Genomic DNA, 19,394 nt, shown 5'->3' with positions numbered 1-19,394 from the left:
GCCAACGGTTTGTTCATCAATCCCCGGGAGTAAATCTCCGCCGCGCCAGAGGCTGAAAATGCCCTCCTGCCGGAGACACACACCAAAAAAACTAATTTAGTATGCACCTTTTGCGCGCTCTAAAAAAATTGTTTGATTTTTAATAATTAAAAGTGTGCTCATTGTGACAAATCACATGTTCTTGATCCATTGTTTGACGTATTGTAAAGCTATATCAAGTCATTGCACGGCTAAACCGTGCAATTCAAGCCATGATTTAGTACCGTACGGGGCAACCCGTACGATTAACGATAACGATAGAGGGTGGAGAAGCATGATACAATCCTATGAACGCGATACTCAACTGACATTGCATTTGTACCGGGTTTTTGCCAAGTCTTTCAAGAGCATCAACGAGCATGCCGTTACCGGAAGCAAGATTGAAGGTTTCAATCCCACAGCTTTTGCTGTTATGGAGGTCCTCTACTATAAGGGGCCACAACCCATTCAGCAGATCGGCGCCAAACTGCTCTTGCAGAGCGGTAATGTTACTTACGTGATCGACAAGCTCGAGGAACGCGGCTACCTGCAGCGCAAGCCTTGCGCAAACGACCGCCGGGTTATTTTCGCCGAGCTGACTTCAGAAGGCGAACATCTGATGAACGAAATGTATCCGAAGTATTCGGAGCGCCTGCACCTCGCTTTCAGTGGCCTGAGTGATGAAGAGAAGGAACAGATGATTACTCTTTTGAAGAAGATGGGTCTCCAGGCTGAGAAACTCTCCCCGCTCCCACGCAAATAGGGTCCGGGTCAACAGGATTGTGAATATATTCACTTTTTAGAATAACTCTAGATCAAGTAGAAACGGCTGAGCCGTCCTGTTAAGGATGCCTCAGCCGTTTCTTGTTTCTTGCAGCAATAGAAGGGTTCTGACACAAGTGTTATTCACTAAGCCTTCTTAAGCGCCGGATTCTCCTCCGCAATGGAAGGAACACCACTCCGCAGACCCGAAGAAATAATCAGGGACAAGACTGCGAATACCGCCATCACTATAAAAAGTGAATGCAGGCCACCTTCCAGCGCACCATGCAGACTGCTCCAGGCCTCCCCGGTCAGTGTGCTGCCGCCATGCGGATTAAGCAGTGTATTGATGTCATCCCCTGTAACTGCACTGCCGGGCTGTTCCGCCAGCCGTCTGTCAATTGTAAGGTTGAGCCAGGAACCGAAAATTGCTACCCCAACCGTCTGCCCGAGTGAACGGGTGAACGTATTGAGTGCCGTTGAGGCCCCGCGCTGCTCATGCTCCACAGAGGACTGGGCGATAATGGTAAAGACGGTAGAGGCATAGCCAAACCCGACTCCGCAGAAGAGCATAAGACATAAAAGCAGCAACTGTGATGAATCCCCGTTCATAAACGCAAGGCCGATGGCCCCTATGGAAATCAGCAACAGTCCAAGCATGCCCGTCCGGCGGGAGCCGGAGCGCAGGATCATCCGTCCTCCGGCAATGGAGCCCAACATCCAGCCTACAGACATCGGCGCGAGCAGCAGGCCTGAGAGGGCTGCACTTTTTCCGAACACTCCTTGTACCCACAGCGGTACATAGGTGGACAAGCCAATGATCAAGGTACTGACCAGCAGATTGGCCCCGGTGGATACAGCAATATTCCGAACAGAGAACAGCGTGAGCGGCAGCATCGGTTCAGGAGCACGGCGCTCCACAAACAGAAATACTACCAGCAGCAGAATTGCCGCCCCCAATATAGCCAGCAGCAGCGGAGATGTCCAAGGCAGATTCTGCCCTCCTGTCGTCAGTCCGAAGAGCAGAGCGCCCATCCCTGCCGCAAACAGCAGCACACCGGCTACATCAATCTTCGTCTTGCGTCTTACCCGTTCTTCCTTCAGATAGCGGGAAATAAATATAATCGATAACAGGCCAAAAGGCAGATTAAACACAAACACCCAGCGCCAGCTTAAGTAATCTACAACATAGCCGCCGAGCAGCGGTCCAACCAGAGAGGAGATCCCCCATACCGAACTAAGCAGCCCTTGTGTCTTTGCCCGTTCTTTAATGCTGTAGATGTCACCGATTATCGTAAAGGTCATCGGAATCAGTGCTCCCGCTCCGATTCCTTGGATGCCGCGGAATATAATAAGCTGTTCCATGCTCTGCGATATGCCGCACAGCAGCGAGCCGAGCAAGAACACCACAGCTCCACCGATGAACACAGGCTTGCGGCCAATCAGATCGCTCAGCTTGCCAAATATCGGGGTCGTGACCGCCATGGCCAGCAGATAGGCGGTAAATATCCAGCTCAGCCACTGCATCCCCTGGAAATCTCCAACAATCGCCGGTCCGGCAGGCCCGGTTACTGTTCCTTCAATTGCTGCCAAAAATGTAGCCAGCAGCACCCCTATCAAAATGAGCTTGCGTTCTGTTTCTCCTGGAGACTTCAATGAATCCAAATCCTCTCTCTATATATTAGCGTCTAGCCTCACTGCGCAGCAGCGTATACAGAATAACGTCCTGAAAGCCAGAGGACGTATGACGGTATTCCCGCAACAGTCCTTCCTTACGGAAGCCCAGTGCTGAAAACAGCCTTTGCGCCCGGACATTGTCCGGATGGCATAATACTTCAATCCGGTTCAGCCCCATGGTGCCGAAGCCGAAATCCAGTACAAGCTCCAGCGCTTCCTGCATATATCCCTGCCCCCAATGGGACGGTGACAGCTCACAGCCGATTTCCCCCCGGTACGCTCCCGGCAGCTGCCAGTAGTTATAGCCGCAGCTGCCGATTACGTCCCCCTCCGGTCCTATGATGCTCCAGCGCAGACTCTCTTCTTCCCGCGCCATTTGCCGCAGTAATCCAATCAGATGCTCTGCATCAGCTGCCGAAGACAGAGGGGGCATGTCCAGCCAGGGGGCCACCTCAGGATGACACCAGAGGTCATATAATGCGGCGGCATGATCTTCGGTCATGACACGCAGTTCCACTCTTTCTCCGCTCAAAGCCGGTACCATCCCATTGCACACGTACAACGCTCTCGTCCCCTTCCAACCTTATAAGTATACAACATATGTAAGGATGTCCTGAATAGAAACATAAATTTCACACACATAGAAACGGTACTGTCCTTAAGCGGGACGGTACCGTTTCAGTGAGAAATCGTTTGAAAAACGCCTTTATCGGGGCGGCTTGGCCCCACCCTGATGCAGACGTTTGTTTTTGTGCGTAAGGTTCGCTCATGCTGTTGTATAGTGGAAATCAGCATAATCTTCAGGATTAACCTGAGGCCCCTGCTGCCTTGACCGGCTTAAGCACCTCGGTGCAGAGAACCTGAAGCTTTTCCTGAATCGCCTTGAATTCTTCAATCCCCGTCCCGGTAATGCTGAATCCCTCGCCATGGGCAGTCAGGAAGTTCTCCTGGGAGAGCCGTTCCAGTTCCTGCTTCACTTCACGTTCCGCCACCCGGTACCCCAAATTCTCGAGTTCAGGCTGCATTTCTGATACTGTAAGGTCCCTCTCATGTGCAAAATAAAGCATATGGATCCCTACGAACAAGTTCTGTACATCGGCGCGCATATTCCCACTCCTTCCGGCCAAAAGCCTCCAGTTTTAGTAAATTCAATCACTGCTTATTCTTATAAAAACATTACCCTAGTGATGGCTTGTGGAAACACGGGGGACTGTTACGGTAAGGGTGTGAGCTCTGCAATCTGCATAAATCCGGTAATGCTTGACGTATTGAACGTTGCTGTACTATGTTGTTAGTTACAGTTATGGATTCATACTGACTCAAGGTACAGGAAGGTGATGCTTCATGTTTCAGGCTATGCCCTACGACGGAACGCGCAGCGAGCGCTTTGAAGCGGTTCTATCCCAGCTGGGAGCGCTGATGGAAGGGGAGCCAAATGCCGTTGCCAATCTGGCGAATGCCTCGGCACTGCTTAAGTTCTCTCTACCGGATACCAATTGGGCCGGTTTCTATTTATTTGACGGCAAGGAGCTTGTGCTTGGACCCTTTCAGGGACTGCCTGCCTGTATCCGTATCCCAATGGGCCGCGGAGTTTGCGGAACGGCCGCAAGCGAACGCCGGACGCTCGTCGTGGATGATGTTCATGCCTTCCCGGGACATATTGCCTGTGATGCCGCTTCGAACAGCGAAATCGTCGTGCCGCTGATTAAGGAGGACCGGCTGCTGGGTGTGCTGGATATCGACAGCCCGCTCAAGCACCGCTTCGATGATGAGGAACGCCGCTTCCTGGAGCGGTTCGCGGCTATGGTTTCGGACGTAATCTAATTTTCCCGGCTGCATGTAAAAGGCCGCCACATTCGCAGGAGTTTCTGCGTTTGTGACGGCCTTTTTGCTGTTGATCATTCTTATGCTGAGGACAACGCCCGATTACTGCCGGACCGGACTAATATTCCAGATTTCGGAGGCGTAGCGGCTGATCGTGTTGTCACTGGAAAATTTGCCGGAGTGGCCGATGTTGATAATCGACTTTTTCAGCCATTCCTTCTGGTTGCGGTAGGCGAGATCGATTTTGACATGGGTCTCCACATAGCCGGCAAAATCCTTAAGCACAAAAAATTCATCATTATTGTCGAGCAATGACTGATAGAGCGAATCGAACTCCTGGGTATGGCAGCAGATTGGCCCCGGTGTGATGAGCTGATCCAGCACTTCCTTGACTCGTCCATCGCCATTATAGATATCACGGGAATGATAGCCCCCATACTGGTAGTAATCAAGCACCTGTTCTGCCCGCAGTCCGAACAGGAACATGTTGTTGTCACCCAGCATTTCGTGCATTTCCACGTTGGCCCCGTCCATTGTGCCGATGGTCAGCGCACCGTTCATCATAAACTTCATGTTGCCGGTGCCGGAAGCCTCCTTGCTTGCTGTAGAGATTTGTTCGCTTACATCAGCAGCGGGAATAATCTTCTCCGCCAAAGAGACCGAATAATTCTCCAGGAAAAAGATGCGGATCTTGCCTTTGATGTCCGGATCCTTGTTGACGACATCAGCCACAGTATTAATCAGTTTAATAATCCGTTTGGCCAAATGATAGCTGGGTGCGGCCTTGGCCCCGAATATAAAGGTGCGCGGCACCATGTCCATAGAAGGATTGTCTTTAAGCTGATTATACATATGCATAATATGCAGGATGTTCAGCAACTGGCGTTTGTAGGCATGCAGCCGTTTGACCTGTACATCGAAGATGGAATCCGGGTCTACCTGCACTCCATGCTTCTTGCCGATGTATTCCGCCAGGCGCTGCTTGTTGCGGCGTTTGATGCCGGCCACCTGTTCCTGGAATGAAGCATCCTCACAATATTTAATTAGCCCGATCATCTCCTGCGGATGGTGAATCCAGCGTGTGCCAATGGAATCATTGATCAGTCCGGCCAGCTCGGGATTGGCATGCAGCAGCCAGCGGCGGTGCGTGATGCCGTTCGTCTTGTTATTGAAACGGTGCGGATACATCTCATTGAACAGCCGCATCTCGCGTTTCTGCAAAATCTCCGTATGCAGCGCAGCCACTCCATTCACGCTATGGCTGGCTACTATTGCCAGATGGGCCATCCGCACCTGATCATCATGAATAATTGCCATCTGATTGATCCGGTCCTGATCGCCGGGATATTTGCTCATCAGCTCGCCGCAGAACCGGGCATTGATTTCCTCAATAATGAGGAAAATACGCGGCAGCAGCTCCCGGACCATCCCCATCGGCCATTTCTCCAGCGCCTCGCTGAGAATGGTATGGTTGGTATAAGACACCATCCGTGTCGTCATGCTCCAGGCCTGATTCCAGCTGATGCCGTGTTCATCCATCAGAATCCGCATCAGCTCCGGGATAACCAGCGTTGGATGCGTATCATTGATGTGCAGAGCCACTTTGTCCGGGAGCAGTTCAATCGGCAGGCCCGTCTTGCTGTACGTCCGCAGAATGCTCTGCAGACCTGCGCTGCACAAGAAATACTGCTGCTTCAGACGGAGCAGCTTGCCTTCATACTGTGAATCATCCGGGTACAGGAATTCCGAAATCGATTCCACCGAACGTTTGTATTCCAGAAACTTGTGATAATCCGTTCCAGCCAGGGAGCCGGTTATTCTCGAAGACGGGTTGATCGATTCGGCACTCCAGTTCCGCAGTGTATTCACATGCTTGCGGTCCGCGCCAATAATCGGAATATCATAAGGAACCGCCCGCACCGCTTCATAATCCTTATGCTCGAAGGCCAGTTCACCGTTCTCCTCACGGGTCTCCACATGTCCCCAGAACCGCACATCCACCTGCTTGTCTTCCCGGCGCAATTCCCACACATTATCGTTCTGCAGCCAATAATCGGGCAGCTCCACCTGATATCCGTCAACAATCTTTTGCTCAAACAGGCCGTATTTATAACGGATGCCGCAGCCATGCCCTGCATACTGCAGGGAGGCCAGCGAATCCATGAAGCAGGCGGCCAAACGCCCCAGACCTCCGTTACCTAGGCCTGCATCTGCTTCTTCCTCTTCAATATCCTGAAGACAAAAGCCCAGTTCTGCAAGTCCTTCGCGTACTACCTCCAGCACGCCCATGTTGAGCAGATTATTGCCCAGAAGCCTGCCAATCAGAAATTCCATGGAAAAATAGTAGACCTGCTTTTCCTTATCAACCTTATACTTCTGGTTGGTATCTGCCCAGTTTTTGCCTGCATTCTCACGGATCATATTGCCGATGATGTTATACACATCAGCATTCGAAGCTTCTTCAAGCGGCTTGCCCAATTTCCTGATGAGTGCCTCGCGGAACGCTTGTTTAAAGGTTTCTTTATCGTTGAACAACAGCGGGTTCCTCCTGACAGATCCTTATTTTTGTGAATGCATATTTATGAAAACTCAGGATCAGCTGAACGGGGTGTTGCCCGGTTCAACTGATCCTGAGGTTAAATTTTGCTGCTCTTGGCTATAACAAATGGACGTTTGTTATCTCCGACCAGAATCCGGTCTCTGCTTAAGTGTACATCTTTATCCATAATGACATTTTCAATCACGGCATTTTCTTCAATTATACATTTCTGCATGATGACAGAATTGATGATTCGGGCGCCTTCTTTGATCTGCACACCCCGGAAGATCACGCTGTTCTCCACGGTTCCGGCAATGATACAGCCGTTGGCCACCAGGGAGTTGCTGACCTCTGCGCTGTCCAGATAACGGGTTGGCGCTTCATATTTAATCTTAGTCTGCACCGGATTCTCCTTGAACAGGCTGAAATAATTGTCCTGGCGGAGCAGCTCCAGACTATTTTTGTAATAGCTTTCCAGCGAATTGATCACTGCATGATAACCTTTGTACTCGTAGGCGGCAATTTTGAATTTGTGCCGGTTCTTCTGGATCACATCGCGGAAGAAGAAACTCTCGCCATGGGCGATGCAATGTTCTACCTGCTCCAGGAACATTTTTTTCTCCATGATAAAGATATCCAGATACACATTGTGATGGTCCTTCTCATGATGAATATTCGTAACCGCATTCTCTTCGTCTACCTCAACACGCAAGCAGGGATCATGCTCAGGCTGGAGCTGGTCTATCGTTTTGTAGACAAGCGTTACATCCGCACCCTTCTCCAGATGGTATTGAAACACCTCCTGGAAATCCACAGTGTTGATATGCTGACTGCCGGAGAACACAATATATTTGGCCGAGGCCCGTTTGAAGAAATCCAGATTGTTATGATAATGCTGCAAATCCCCAAGCGAGGTGTCTGTCGGATCATTCCAGTCGGGCGGCAGAATAAACAGTCCTCCGTGCTTACGGTTCATATCCCAGGACTTGCCGTCGCCGAGATGGTCCATCAGCGAACGGTATTTACGGCGGACAAACAGTCCAACGCTTTCCAGCTCTGCCCGCATCATATTGGAAAGAACGAAATCGATCAGCCGGTAGCGGCTGGCAAAAGGCACGGCAGCACCGCAGCGGAAATAGGTCAACTCATTTAATTTATCCAGTTCATGATCAAGATTGATTACGCCCATAAGCTTTTTCATCCCGGTTCACCGTCCTCTAATGGTTATATGGTTTTGGCTGCAACTGATTTACGTTTCTTGCTCCGATTATCGATCAGCAGGATTTCGTCCTCATTCTCCCGATCGACTCCGATCTCCATATAATCCTCGATTACCGTATTTTCGCTGATGATAGCCTTATGGATCCGTACATTCTTGCCGATCTTGACCTTGGGCATAATGACGGAGTCGGTAATGACGCTGCCTTCTCCCACTTCCACACCGTAAAAGAGCACCGAATGCTTCACCTCTCCGTACACGATGCAGCCCTCATTAATAATGCAGCTCGATACCTTCGCTCCAGGAGCTACATATTGTGCCGGCTGATTCGGATTGCGGGTGAAAATGCGCCAATTGGGATCATTCAGATTCAGCGGCGGATGATCGCTTAACAAATCCATATTGGCCTCCCACAGGCTGGCCACTGTACCTACATCTCTCCAGTAGCCTTCAAATGGATAGGCAAAAAGGGATTTGTCGTCCTCCAGCATCAGAGGAATAATATCTTTGCCGAAATCATGGGAGGAGTCTGCATTCTCCCCGTCTTCCAGCAGATGCTTGCGGAGAACCTCCCATTTGAATATATAAACGCCCATCGACGCCAGCGTGCTCTTCGGCTTCACCGGCTTCTCGTCAAACTCATAAATTTTCAGATCTTCATCTGTGTTGAGAATGCCAAAGCGGCTGGCCTCCTCAAGCGGAACATCAATAACCGAGATGGTGCAGTCGGCGTTTCTAGATTTGTGGTATTGCAGCATAGCATTGTAATCCATTTTGTAAATATGGTCGCCGGAAAGTATAAGCACATGCTCCGGATCAAATTGATCAACAAATTTCAGATTGCGGTAAATTGCATCAGCCGTTCCCCGGTACCAGCTGCTTCCATTCTCCCGTTCATGCGGCGGCAATACAAATACACCGCCATCCTTACGGTTCAAATCCCAGTCACTTCCTACCCCAATGTATGAATGCAGTACAAGCGGCTCATATTGAGTGAGCACACCAACTGTATCAATACCTGAATTGGAGCAATTGCTTAAGGGGAAGTCGATGATTCTGTAAGTTCCCCCAAAATAAACAGCGGGCTTGGCAAGCGTTTTGGTCAATCCCTTCAACCTTTTCCCTTGGCCTCCCGCCAATAGCATGGCTACCATTTCTTTTTTCTTCATGGAAGAGCCTCCTTGACTTATGGGTAGTAAAGCATGTAATAAATAAGGTTGAATGAAGTTTGGTGGTGCGAAATAGACCCAAGATAGAATTCAAAAAGAAGTGAACCAGCAAGAAGTAAAATGAAAGAAATGTGCTTGATAGGAAATTTGGATAAGGTTAACAAACGGGGGGACACCTGATATCGGGACAAGTTGCCGGATTCATGAGAAAAGCTCTCCAAAAACCGGGTTTGTATCCTTATTGTAAAGTGTTCTAGAGTCGCCGTCAAAACCCTTTATTGAATTCCAAAAACCTTAAATTGTAATTACATTCCTTATTAATAACATTTATATTTCATATAATTAGATTAACCAGAATGATTAACCATGAACTAAAATTCTATTCTGATATTGAACTTAAGCAGGCGCTTCTTTCAGCAAACGTTCAACGTAATGTGTCATAATGAACTATCTTTTACTGTAAACGGAGGTACTACTCATGAAAGCTGCCCAAGGCGTGCGACTACTGCTCGTAGATGACGAGCCTCATATCCTGCAGTTTCTGGAACTGGGTCTGATGAACGAAGGATTTGAAGTAATGACTGCACCTGACGGTGTCAGCGCGATCGCAATTGCTGCCGATTTCAGACCGCATGTGGCCATTCTGGATGTGATGATGCCGGGCATGGACGGCTTTGAGGTCTGCCGTTACCTGCGTTCAGAAGAAGCGGAGATTGCGGTCATCATGCTGACTGCAAAAGACGAAGTGGACGACCGGGTCAAGGGCCTGTCCATCGGGGCTGACGACTATATGGTCAAGCCGTTCAGCTTCGACGAGCTGCTGGCCCGGATCCAGGCCCGGCTGCGCAATCAGTTCCCGGGATTGCTTGGGGAAGTGCGCTGCGGCCCCTTCCGGGTTGACGGCCGCCGCAAGGAAATCCGCCACAAGGAAGAGGTTCTGGAGCTGTCCCCTACCGAATATGAGCTGCTGCAATACCTGGTCATCAATCATGGCCTGGTACTGAGCAAGCCGATGATTCTGGACAAGGTATGGGGATATGATTTTGGCGGAGAGGAAAATATCGTGGAGGTCTATATCCGTTCTCTCCGCGAGAAGCTTGGCGATAAAGAGCATAAGATTATCCGCACGCTGCGCGGCGCAGGATACCGCGTGGACCTGGTATGATTGCCCGCCTCTCGGGCTTCATCAGCAGGCTCCCGTCTCCGCGTTCCCTGCGCAAGCAGCTGCTGGCCATCTCGCTCATCATTTTGTCCGTGCTGCTGCTGCTGATCGGTGTGCTGCAGTATGTGCTGATGCGGAACTTCATCTACACCAACCGGGCGGAATCCATGGAAACGCAGCTGCGGTCCGTGCCGCGTGAGTTCTATTTTACGTTTCTCAATTCCGGGAACAGTACTCCGGCTGACCTGAGTATTTCAGGCGCTTCAGACCCTTCTTGGACAACAGGCACACCCGGGATGGTTAAGCCGGAACTGCCTGGTGCCAGCCCCGCCACGAGCGGCGGTAACGCAGCACCCGGGGAGAACCAGAACACCAGCCCGGACGGGCAGCGGATGGGCGGTGACAGGCGTCCTCTCCTGCTGGATGCCCATACAACTATCGCCATTTACAGCCCGGACGGCACCTTCAAGGATTTCCAGGAGGATACGCTTTCCGATTCTGCTGCTCCAAGAATGACGAACAAAGAGTATGATGAGCTGCTCAAACATACTACGGACAAGCAAACGGGTGAATACCGGCTGATAACCGCTGAGGATGGCAGTGAACACCTGGCCGTGTTCATGAATCTGCGCAAGCCGGGTGCACCCAAAATGCTGCTGCAAATGAGCGTAGCCACCGGCCCGCTGAGAGATGTAATCATGCAGCAGCTGATGATCTTCGCCGGCTTGGCGGTAATTGCTTTGCTGGCCGGGCTGTTCCTGTATTTGCCTGCACTGCGCAAAACACTGGTTCCCTTATCCAATATGGGCGAAGCCGCGCAAATCATCGACGCAGGCAATTTGGACGTACGCTTCCCCGTCAACCAGGGACAGACAGAAATCGACAAGCTGTCCCAGTCCTTCAACGGGATGCTGGAGCGTCTGGAAATTTCGTTCCATAATGAACGTGAAGCCAAGGAACAGATGCGGCGTTTCGCCGCCGATGCTTCCCATGAGCTGCGTACTCCCCTCACTTCGATTCACGGCTTCCTGGAGGTGCTGCTGCGGGGAGCTGCGGATAATAAAGACCAGCTTTACGGCGCACTGAACAGCATGCACGGTGAATCCAAACGGATTAATAAGCTGGTCGAAGACCTGCTCCTGCTGGCCCGTATGGACGGCGCGCCTCAGCTAAGGGTCAAGAACCTGCTGCTGGGTGAAGTCATCGATGAAATGCAGCCGCAGCTCCTGGTGCTGGCCGCGAACCGCAAGGTCAACTTCGATATTTCTTACGGCATCCGCGGCATGTATGATCCCGACAAAATCAAACAGGTCATTCTCAACTTGTTCCACAATGCCGTGCAGCATACGGATGCCGACCAGGGGACGATCCATATCTCCCTGCACGCCCGGGACACCGAAGCAACGCTGACTGTCAGGGACAACGGCTCCGGCATCTCTGCTGATCATCTTCCCCATGTGTTCGACCGCTTCTACCGCAGCGATTCCTCGCGCACGCGCAAATACGGCGGTTCTGGCCTTGGATTGTCCATTACAAAGTCTATTGTGGATGCACATAACGGGAACATCAGCGTGAAGAGTACTCTCGGTGGAGGCACTGTCTTTAAAGTCTCTCTTCCATGCTTGCTGGATTAGCTTATGTAGTGTAATTAACGTTATAATAGTGTGTGAAAAGGATGCTAGGCTCACAAAACTTAAGCCTATGCTTTCGAAGTGAGTTTTGTATGAAGTCGATTCAAGGATGCTAGGCTCACAAAACTTAAGCTTATGCTTTCGAAGTGAGTTTTGTACGAAGTCGATTCAAGGATGCTAGGCTCACAAAACTTTTAGGAGGTCGAATTCATGTACGAAATCGCCGTGATCGGAGCCGGGCCAGCCGGTGCCAGTGCAGCCCTCTTCGCCGCCAAAGCGGGCAAAAAAACGCTGCTGATTGACAATGACAAAGGAATGACCCGCAGAGGGTGGTATGAGAATTTCTATGGAATCTCCGAAATCGGCGGTCCTGACCTCGTGGAAACCGGACACAAGCAAGCCGTCAAATTCGGGGCGGAATTAGTGGCTGATCAAGCTGTCGGTCTTACCGCCGGCAGTGAAGGTTTTGTCATTGAAAGCGAGAGCGGTGCCACTTATGAAGCGAAACATGTGATTCTGGCTACAGGCGTCCTGACCGATTTGGCTGCTAAAGCCGGTGTGGAAACCAAGGATGGCACGGAGCCAAGAATCAAGACCGTGGTAGCCGTCAACGCCGAAGGCAAAACAAATGTCGAAGGCATCTGGGCCGCCGGAACCGTTGCCGGAGTAAGCGTGCACGCTATTATTACCGCAGGTGACGGCGCGAAGGTCGCCATTAATGTCATCAGCGAATTGAACGGTGCAAGATATGTCGATCACGATCTGCTGAAGGCATAATTATATTCATACGAGAGGGACTCCGGGCGGATACTTCGCTTCAAGAGTCCCTCTCGTAGCTGGATTGAGGCCAGCCGCGATTGCGGTTGGCCTTTTTCAAAATATAAGAATTTATATGTTTCACACGATAACTTATCCTTCTATTTCTCGCTGAAACGGTACCGTCCTTAAAAAAGGACGGCAAAGCCGTTTCCACTTGTCCGATAATTGCAGTTTGTACAGCTATTCCCCCACGTTTAGCGGCCTACGAAGAGGTAGTTGTACTCCGTACATTTATTTTCACGAAATTCCACTGAACCGCCACGGTTCACTATTTTTAATTGTACCCAATACACTTATACTCTAGAATCGGCCCTTAACGCACCCAATAGCTGTAGTAAATACAACTACGTTCACTCAAGCGTTCAAATAATAATCTTCATGCGGATCACCTCCCCGTTCACTGCACTGCGGCGTGATAACAGGGGGAACAACTCCACTTTTCTTTAGCAGCAAAGGGCACACGTGAAAACTCTAAATTTGTAACATGTACAGTTTCGATTTGCGGGCCTGCACAAAAGGCTGCTCCAAATTATGATGGCTGTACGCCAATCATTATCCGGAACAGCCTATTAAGTTTACACTGGGTCTGGCTGATGTTTGCCCCGGCTTCAGCATCAAAGGATGCAGCTGCTTCTGCCTGCTGCCGTACTCCCCAATACAGCCTGAGCTTCCTCTCTGCCCTCCAGGCTGCCGAGCAGCTTGCGTAAATACGGCAGGAGCTGCGGCCGCAACGCTTCCCTCTGCAGCCCTATTTCCAGCGTGGCCTGAATGTACCCGAACTTGTCGCCAATATCATAACGTTTGCCCTGCAGATCCAGGGCCAGCAGCCCTTCATTCCGGCACACTTCATGCAAAGCATCCGTCAGTTGATATTCACCGCCAGCTCCGCGCTCAAGTCTAGCCAGCACCGAAAAGATCGAAGGCTGCAAAATGTACCGGCCCATAATCGCATATTCCGAAGGCGCAGCCTGCGGCACAGGCTTCTCCACCAGTCCGCTTACGGCATGTACACCGTCTATGGAACCTCCTGAAGCAATGATCCCGTATTTACTGACTTCCTGCCTTGGCACCCTTTGAACACCGACAATCGTCTTCTCCGCCTGCTCATACAGCCTCATCATCTGCGAGAGCGCCGGGGGCTCGGACACCATAATGTCATCACCGAGCAGCACCGCGAACGGCTCTTCTCCGATAAATTGCTCTGCACAATGAATGGCATGACCCAGCCCCAGCGGTTCTTTTTGCCGGATGTAATGAATGCTTGCCAGCTCGCTGATTCCCTGCACCTCGCAGAGCAGGTCCAGTTTTCCTTTCTCCAGCAAGGTCTGCTCCAGCTCCACCGATTTGTCAAAATGATCCTCGATCGATTTTTTGTTGCGGCCGGTTACGATAATAATACTCTCAATACCGGAGCGACCGCTTCCTCTACGATGTATTGAATCGCCGGCTTATCCACAATGGGCAGCATTTCCTTCGGCTGGGCCTTGGTAGCCGGCAGGAAGCGCGTGCCCAGACCGGCGGCGGGAATCACAGCTTTTCTGATTTTCACGTTGGATCGCTCCCTTCGTTATTTGTTAAGCGGAGCCATTCTGCGCTCCCGCACATCCTGCTGCTTTTTGCCGCCATAGAACTCCTGGACGATATAGAGTGGACGGCCCTTGGACTCATCATAAATCCGGCCGACATATTCACCGAGAATGCCCAGCATAATAAGCACGAATCCGTTGAAGGTCAAGGTAATGCCGATCATCGACGCCCAGCCCTTAACGGCCTCGTCCGTAAAGAGCACCAGGTACAGCACATACATAAGGTAGAGAAACCCGGATGCGGACAGCAACGCTCCCAAGTAGCCCGCCAGCTTCAGCGGTTTGTAGGAAAAGGATGTGATGCCGTCCAGAGACAGCTTGAGCATCCGCTTGAGGGGATATTTGGTTTCTCCCGCGAGCCGTTCATCGCGTTCATATTCGATAGCCTTCTGGCGAAAACCTACCCAACTGACGAGGCCGCGTACAAAACGGTTTTTCTCCGGCAGACGTTTCAGCTCATCGCAGACCTTGCGGTCAATGAGCCGGAAATCTCCGGTATCCACCGGGATCGAGATGTCCGTTGAGTAGCGCAGCACTCTGTAAAAGGCGCTTGCCGTCCACTTTTTGAACAAGGACTCGCCGCGGCGTTTAATCCGCTTGGCGTATACAACCTCATAACCTTGCTTCCACTCTGTAATCATGTCCAGAATCAGCTCCGGCGGGTCCTGCAAATCGGCGTCGATAATGACCACCGCATCACCCAGTGCATAATCCATACCCGCGGTTATCGCGATCTGATGCCCGAAATTCCGCGAAAGGTCGATCAGCTTCACACTTTCATCCCAGTAGCTGTATTCTTCAATCATTTGTGCACAGTTGTCAGTACTGCCGTCATTGACGAAGAGCAGTTCATACGGCTCGCCTGTCGTTCCCATCACTTTTTTGATCCGGCGGTATGTCTCCTGAATCACTGCCTCTTCATTAAACATCGGTATAATTATGGAATAGCGCACGTTGTAGCCCATGAGCAGCTCCTCCTCAAATTGTAGTGATGAAGCGCGCCGGACAAGTAATGCGGCGCGCTTCATGTATATCCGGCAACAGAATTAGTCCAGGGTAATCTCGTACAAGGTTCCGCCATTGCTGTCTGTCACTGTACCTTGCCAATCGGCTGAAGGCACCTCTGTACCATTCTCGGTAATCCAGCTCGTGATTTCGGAATTGCCGCCGCGTCCGCCGCCCATACCGCCGCTGGTAACAAGGAAGTATTTCACTTTGCCGCTCTCTACCAGCGCCTTCAGAGTGTCGGTCGTATAAGGCACATCGGAACTGTTGAACCCATTCAGGATCACAACCGATTCACCTTCGTCGATAATGTAAGGGCCTGCCGTTCCGTAATCCATAGCGGCGAACAGATACTTCTCGCCGGTATTATGCTCCTTCAGGTAGGCCAGCAGAGTCTCGTTCACACCGGAGGTACTGTTTCTGCCGCCTCCGCCTCCAGCTCCAGCTCCATCTGGGCCCATGCCTCCGCCTCCGCGGCTTTCGCTGCTGTCAGGTCCTGCTGCCGGGGTCATGCTGTTCAAGCCATAGGTGATCGGTGTAAATGCCCAGTAGAGCGGTCCGATCAACAGTACAAGCAGTCCGGCGATGGCTGCAGCTTGTGCAAATGGCTTTTTGTTATCTTTAACTATTCGAAGAATTAAGAGCAGAAGGGCGGCAATCATTCCTGCTGCCAGAACCCCTATCGCCCAACCCTTGCCGATGGTATCGTCATAAGGATGAATAATGTACCATTCAAAAGCTGCTGTTGTGAGAACTGCCGGCGGCAGCAGCCAGGAAAGCCAGGTTGAACGTTCCTTATAATAGCTCCAGAGCTGGGACCAGCCTGCTCCAGCCAGCGCTGCAATCGGCGGTGCCATCATAATCAGGTAATATTGATGGAAGAATCCGGCGATGCTGAAGAATCCCATGACCGGCACCAGCCAAGCCAGCCAGAACAGTGCTTCCTTATGCTTCTGCGTAAAGTTTGTTCTGCGCAGGCTGGTAAAGATACCGATGCACCCGAACAATACGAATGGCAGCAGCCAGCTGGCTTGACCGGACAGAGCAGATTGGAACAGCCGCAGGGGACCGGCTGTCCCCGTATTGAACATTCCGCCACCCCCGCCGTTCATGCCGCCGCGATTGCCTTGGCTCCCGTCGCCGCCGAACTGCCGTCCTCCATCATCCGTTCGACCTCCCGGTGCCTGCCCCGGCATTCCGCCATCCTCGGAGGATTGGCCTCCGGTGGCAGAGCCGTCGGTTTGGCCCGGAGGTGTTCCCCGGCCGTCACTTCGTTCGCCATCAGCTCCATTCATCCCCGGCATCTCGCCATTTAACGCCGGCATCCCACCGTTCATTGCCGGCATCTCACCGCCACTGCCGAACATTCCGCCGCCATTGGCTGGCATTCCACCGCTGCCCCCGCCGCCAGTACTGCGGTCACCAGTTAAACGGGATACCCCGTTATATCCAAAGGCCAGATTTAATACAGAGTTGGTGCCGCTGCTGCCCATATAGGGACGTTTGCTCGCTGGAATGGAATCGACAATGACGGCCCAGGAGAGCGAAACCGCCAGCAGTACTGCGGTGCAGGCTGCCAACACCCCGGTTTTTTTCTTCCAGTTCACTTTGCCGGCTAGAATATAAAAGAGATAAAATGCCGGTAAAACCATATATGCCTGCAGCATCTTCTCATTGAAGGCAACTCCGATTAGCCCAAATGCAGCGAGAAGACTGCCGATTCTATTCGTCTTTGTTCCTTTGAACAGAAACCATGCTGCCAGCAGCAGCGTGAACACCAGCATGGCATCAATATTGTTCGTCCGGCTGACAGCAGCGGCTACCGGTGTGGAAGCCATGGCCAGTGCCGCTAACCGCGCCGCGGTTCTGCCGAAGGTTGGCTTGACCATCAGGTATACGAGAAGCACTGATCCTACCCCGCCAAGTGCCTGAGGCAGGATGACGCTCCAGCCATGCAGCCCGAAGATCAGGGCGCTGACCGTCTGAATCCAGAATGTAACCGGCGGCTTATCCACCGTTACTGAACCTGCAGAGTCAAGCGATGCGAAGAAGAAATTGTGAAAGCTCTGCATCATGCTGCCCACCGCAGTGGTATAGTACGTATTTACATATTGATCATTCCAGATTCCATAGCCGTACAGAAACGCTGCAAGCAGCAAGATGCACAGCAGCACAACATCTGAACCCAGCTTCTTAAGCAGTCTCATCTCTCTCCACTCCCATTCCTCTATAACTCAATCATTCCGGCAGTGCTCTGCCCCCCGGCCCAATCTTTGATTAGCTGTATTATTGCATCCGTACCTTAACTCATAATGAAATGTGGCTGAATGTTTGCTGAAAGCTAGGAGAGCGGCATAGCCTTCCAAATAACACAGGCTTCCGGGTGCTGGCGGTACTTGGTATCGCGCCGAAGGATTCTTTTCTGCGAGTAATACAAGGAAGATTCAGAGGGGAAACCTATCAAGACATCAAAAAAAAGCCCCGGAATCCAGGGCTTCGTTTAAAGACTGCTATGTACATAAATGCAGCAGATTGCATAAACCGCAAAACCATAATTACGTGATTTGCATTCTAAACCGAACGTCCTAATGCAGCCAGCTTGTTTACCGTATTCCAATTGCGGGCGGTAATAGGCGTCCCGAGAAGCTTGTCCAGCTGAACCTTAAACAGCGGCGATTGGCTTACACTCAACTCATACAGCGTGTACATCTCCTTGCCTGTTACCCGCACCTTATCCGCTCCATCCTCGTAGGGACGCAGCTTCTCCAGTGCCTCTGCCGTAGGTTCATCAGCCAGAAAGGAGACATACAGCCGCTTGAACTCGTCAGCTTCCGTAAGCTGAAAAGGGTTGCCCGCAATCGCTGCTTCCAGCTCTTCCAGACTGCGGATAATTACGGATACGTCAAAACCAAAGGTCTCCCGGATCTGCTCTCCGATCACTGCAGCAAGCTGGTGGCCTGAACCCTCCGTGCTTTCAAATACAACATTGCCGCTCTGGATATAGGTGCGGACATGCTCAAAGTGCAGTGCCTGGAACATGCTTTTCAAATCCTGCATTTTAATGATTTTGTTGCCGCCGACATTAATGCCGCGCAGCAGCGCAATATATGTAGTCATAACACACCTCTTCCCATAGGTAATTCAAATGGCCGAACTCTTGCTCAGACGTTTACGGATTTCCCGGACAAGCTGCTCCTTCTCCTGCACAGGAACACCCTCAACAAGGCGCGCCGCCGCTACGGGTAGAATCCAACTGTCTATTGCGGCATAGGATTGCCCCGACAATGCGAGGTATTCCCGGATATATCCTTTGGTAAGCCTTTGTCTCATAAAACCTATAACGAATTTCGCCAACTTAGAGGCTCCCGGAGGCATGGCGCCCATACTGAAGAGAAGCACCGAACGCGCCGCATCACCGGCAGGATTCCCCATGATACCGGTCATCCAGTCGATGATCCAGGCTTGTTCATTTATAAGCACATTGTCGGGGTGAAAGTCTCCATGGCACAGCTTATTCCCCTCCGGAAGTCCTTCCAGGTGGTCCAGCACCGCCGACTTCTCCTCCATGCTGAGCATGGGTGCTGCAATAATGCTTTTTCTCAGCTCCGCCTTTTGCCGGCCAAAGTCTTCTGTTCCCTCCAACTGATGCAGGTTATTATGCAGTCTAGCCATCTGTTTGGCATATTTGCCAAGCTGCCAGGGCTGTCCGCTGATCATCCTCAGCAGGGAGCGGCCCTGAATTTGCTGAAATACGATTCCTTTACGTCCGTCAATCCCGACAAGCTCCAGCGGCTCAGGAGTGCACAGACCCTGTTCAAATACATATTTACTGACCAGATATTCCCGTTCCACATACGGCTCGGGGATGTCCCCGTTGTAGAGTTTAATGATTCTTCCTTCGCCATGCTCCCACACCTCTGCCGTTCGCCCTTTTCCAACCAGCTTCCCCTGCATCTTATGTTACGCCTCCCGTTTATTCCAAA

General features: G+C 51.4%; 15 protein-coding genes and 1 pseudogene. 5 read left to right on the top strand and 11 right to left on the bottom strand.

What is annotated here, in order from left to right; translation table 11 throughout:
• Positions 1 to 313 precede the first annotated feature (313 nt).
• The gene (locus tag ACAN56_RS26115) at positions 314 to 781 is read left to right on the top strand and encodes a MarR family winged helix-turn-helix transcriptional regulator (protein WP_038585538.1); all 468 of its coding nucleotides are present in this window, start codon (positions 314 to 316) and stop codon (positions 779 to 781) included.
• A gap of 146 nt (positions 782 to 927) precedes the next feature.
• Here ACAN56_RS26115 and ACAN56_RS26110 read toward each other — a convergent pair whose 3' ends face one another.
• The 3 genes from ACAN56_RS26110 to ACAN56_RS26100 form a co-directional block, all read right to left on the bottom strand.
• Complete coding sequence (locus ACAN56_RS26110) at positions 928 to 2,436, bottom strand: MDR family MFS transporter (protein ID WP_379146472.1); 1,509 nt, start codon at positions 2,434 to 2,436, stop codon at positions 928 to 930.
• Between the two features lie 25 nt (positions 2,437 to 2,461).
• On the bottom strand, positions 2,462 to 2,989 hold the full coding sequence (locus tag ACAN56_RS26105) for a GNAT family N-acetyltransferase (RefSeq protein WP_379146470.1): 528 nt from the start codon (positions 2,987 to 2,989) through the stop codon (positions 2,462 to 2,464).
• Positions 2,990 to 3,263: 274 nt separating this feature from the next.
• Positions 3,264 to 3,563, bottom strand: coding sequence for a hypothetical protein (locus tag ACAN56_RS26100; protein ID WP_038585534.1), 300 nt, complete (start codon positions 3,561 to 3,563; stop codon positions 3,264 to 3,266).
• A 238-nt stretch (positions 3,564 to 3,801) separates the two neighbouring features.
• Here ACAN56_RS26100 and ACAN56_RS26095 point away from each other — a divergent pair, with 238 nt between their 5' ends.
• Positions 3,802 to 4,281, top strand: a complete 480-nt coding sequence (locus tag ACAN56_RS26095; protein ID WP_379146467.1) for a GAF domain-containing protein — start codon at positions 3,802 to 3,804, stop codon at positions 4,279 to 4,281.
• Between the two features lie 102 nt (positions 4,282 to 4,383).
• Here ACAN56_RS26095 and ACAN56_RS26090 read toward each other — a convergent pair whose 3' ends face one another.
• The 3 genes from ACAN56_RS26090 to ACAN56_RS26080 all read right to left on the bottom strand — a co-directional run bounded on the left by ACAN56_RS26090 (position 4,384) and on the right by ACAN56_RS26080 (position 9,208).
• A complete protein-coding gene (locus ACAN56_RS26090; protein ID WP_379146464.1) occupies positions 4,384 to 6,816 on the bottom strand; it encodes a glycogen/starch/alpha-glucan phosphorylase in 2,433 nt (810 codons plus the stop codon).
• Positions 6,817 to 6,917: 101 nt separating this feature from the next.
• A complete protein-coding gene (glgD, locus tag ACAN56_RS26085) occupies positions 6,918 to 8,021 on the bottom strand; it encodes a glucose-1-phosphate adenylyltransferase subunit GlgD (RefSeq protein ID WP_379146462.1) in 1,104 nt (367 codons plus the stop codon).
• Between the two features lie 23 nt (positions 8,022 to 8,044).
• Positions 8,045 to 9,208 (bottom strand): glucose-1-phosphate adenylyltransferase, encoded by a 1,164-nt coding sequence (locus tag ACAN56_RS26080; RefSeq protein WP_038585522.1) that lies wholly within the window; start codon positions 9,206 to 9,208, stop codon positions 8,045 to 8,047.
• A 478-nt stretch (positions 9,209 to 9,686) separates the two neighbouring features.
• Between ACAN56_RS26080 and ACAN56_RS26075 the strand changes: the two genes are divergently transcribed.
• From ACAN56_RS26075 to ACAN56_RS26065, 3 genes are all read left to right on the top strand, one after another.
• The gene (locus tag ACAN56_RS26075; RefSeq protein ID WP_379146459.1) at positions 9,687 to 10,373 is read left to right on the top strand and encodes a response regulator transcription factor; all 687 of its coding nucleotides are present in this window, start codon (positions 9,687 to 9,689) and stop codon (positions 10,371 to 10,373) included.
• Positions 10,370 to 12,004: a sensor histidine kinase gene (locus ACAN56_RS26070; protein ID WP_379146456.1), complete on the top strand. Its 1,635-nt coding sequence runs from the start codon at positions 10,370 to 10,372 to the stop codon at positions 12,002 to 12,004. The genes ACAN56_RS26075 and ACAN56_RS26070 overlap by 4 nt, the downstream gene beginning before the upstream one ends.
• A gap of 207 nt (positions 12,005 to 12,211) precedes the next feature.
• Positions 12,212 to 12,778 carry an FAD-dependent oxidoreductase gene (locus tag ACAN56_RS26065; protein ID WP_342481017.1) on the top strand — a complete coding sequence of 189 codons (567 nt, stop codon included), beginning with the start codon at positions 12,212 to 12,214 and terminating at the stop codon, positions 12,776 to 12,778.
• A 656-nt stretch (positions 12,779 to 13,434) separates the two neighbouring features.
• On the opposite strand, the pseudogene galU reads toward ACAN56_RS26065, so the two are convergent.
• The 5 genes and pseudogenes from galU to ACAN56_RS26040 form a co-directional block, all read right to left on the bottom strand.
• Positions 13,435 to 14,369, bottom strand: a pseudogene (galU, locus tag ACAN56_RS26060) (UTP--glucose-1-phosphate uridylyltransferase GalU).
• A gap of 18 nt (positions 14,370 to 14,387) precedes the next feature.
• Positions 14,388 to 15,371: a glycosyltransferase family 2 protein gene (locus tag ACAN56_RS26055; RefSeq protein ID WP_038585510.1), complete on the bottom strand. Its 984-nt coding sequence runs from the start codon at positions 15,369 to 15,371 to the stop codon at positions 14,388 to 14,390.
• An 81-nt stretch (positions 15,372 to 15,452) separates the two neighbouring features.
• Entirely contained in the window at positions 15,453 to 17,618 is a 2,166-nt protein-coding gene (locus ACAN56_RS26050; RefSeq protein ID WP_379146451.1) for a glycosyltransferase family 39 protein, read from the bottom strand.
• A gap of 364 nt (positions 17,619 to 17,982) precedes the next feature.
• Positions 17,983 to 18,528: a DUF1697 domain-containing protein gene (locus ACAN56_RS26045; RefSeq protein ID WP_379146449.1), complete on the bottom strand. Its 546-nt coding sequence runs from the start codon at positions 18,526 to 18,528 to the stop codon at positions 17,983 to 17,985.
• Positions 18,529 to 18,552: 24 nt separating this feature from the next.
• Positions 18,553 to 19,365 carry a phosphotransferase family protein gene (locus ACAN56_RS26040; protein WP_379146447.1) on the bottom strand — a complete coding sequence of 271 codons (813 nt, stop codon included), beginning with the start codon at positions 19,363 to 19,365 and terminating at the stop codon, positions 18,553 to 18,555.
• Between the last annotated feature and the right edge of the window lie 29 nt (positions 19,366 to 19,394).

Source organism: Paenibacillus paludis (assembly GCF_042610515.1).
GTDB lineage: Bacteria > Bacillota > Bacilli > Paenibacillales > Paenibacillaceae > Paenibacillus_AQ.
This window is presented reverse-complemented; position numbering and strand designations above follow the sequence as displayed.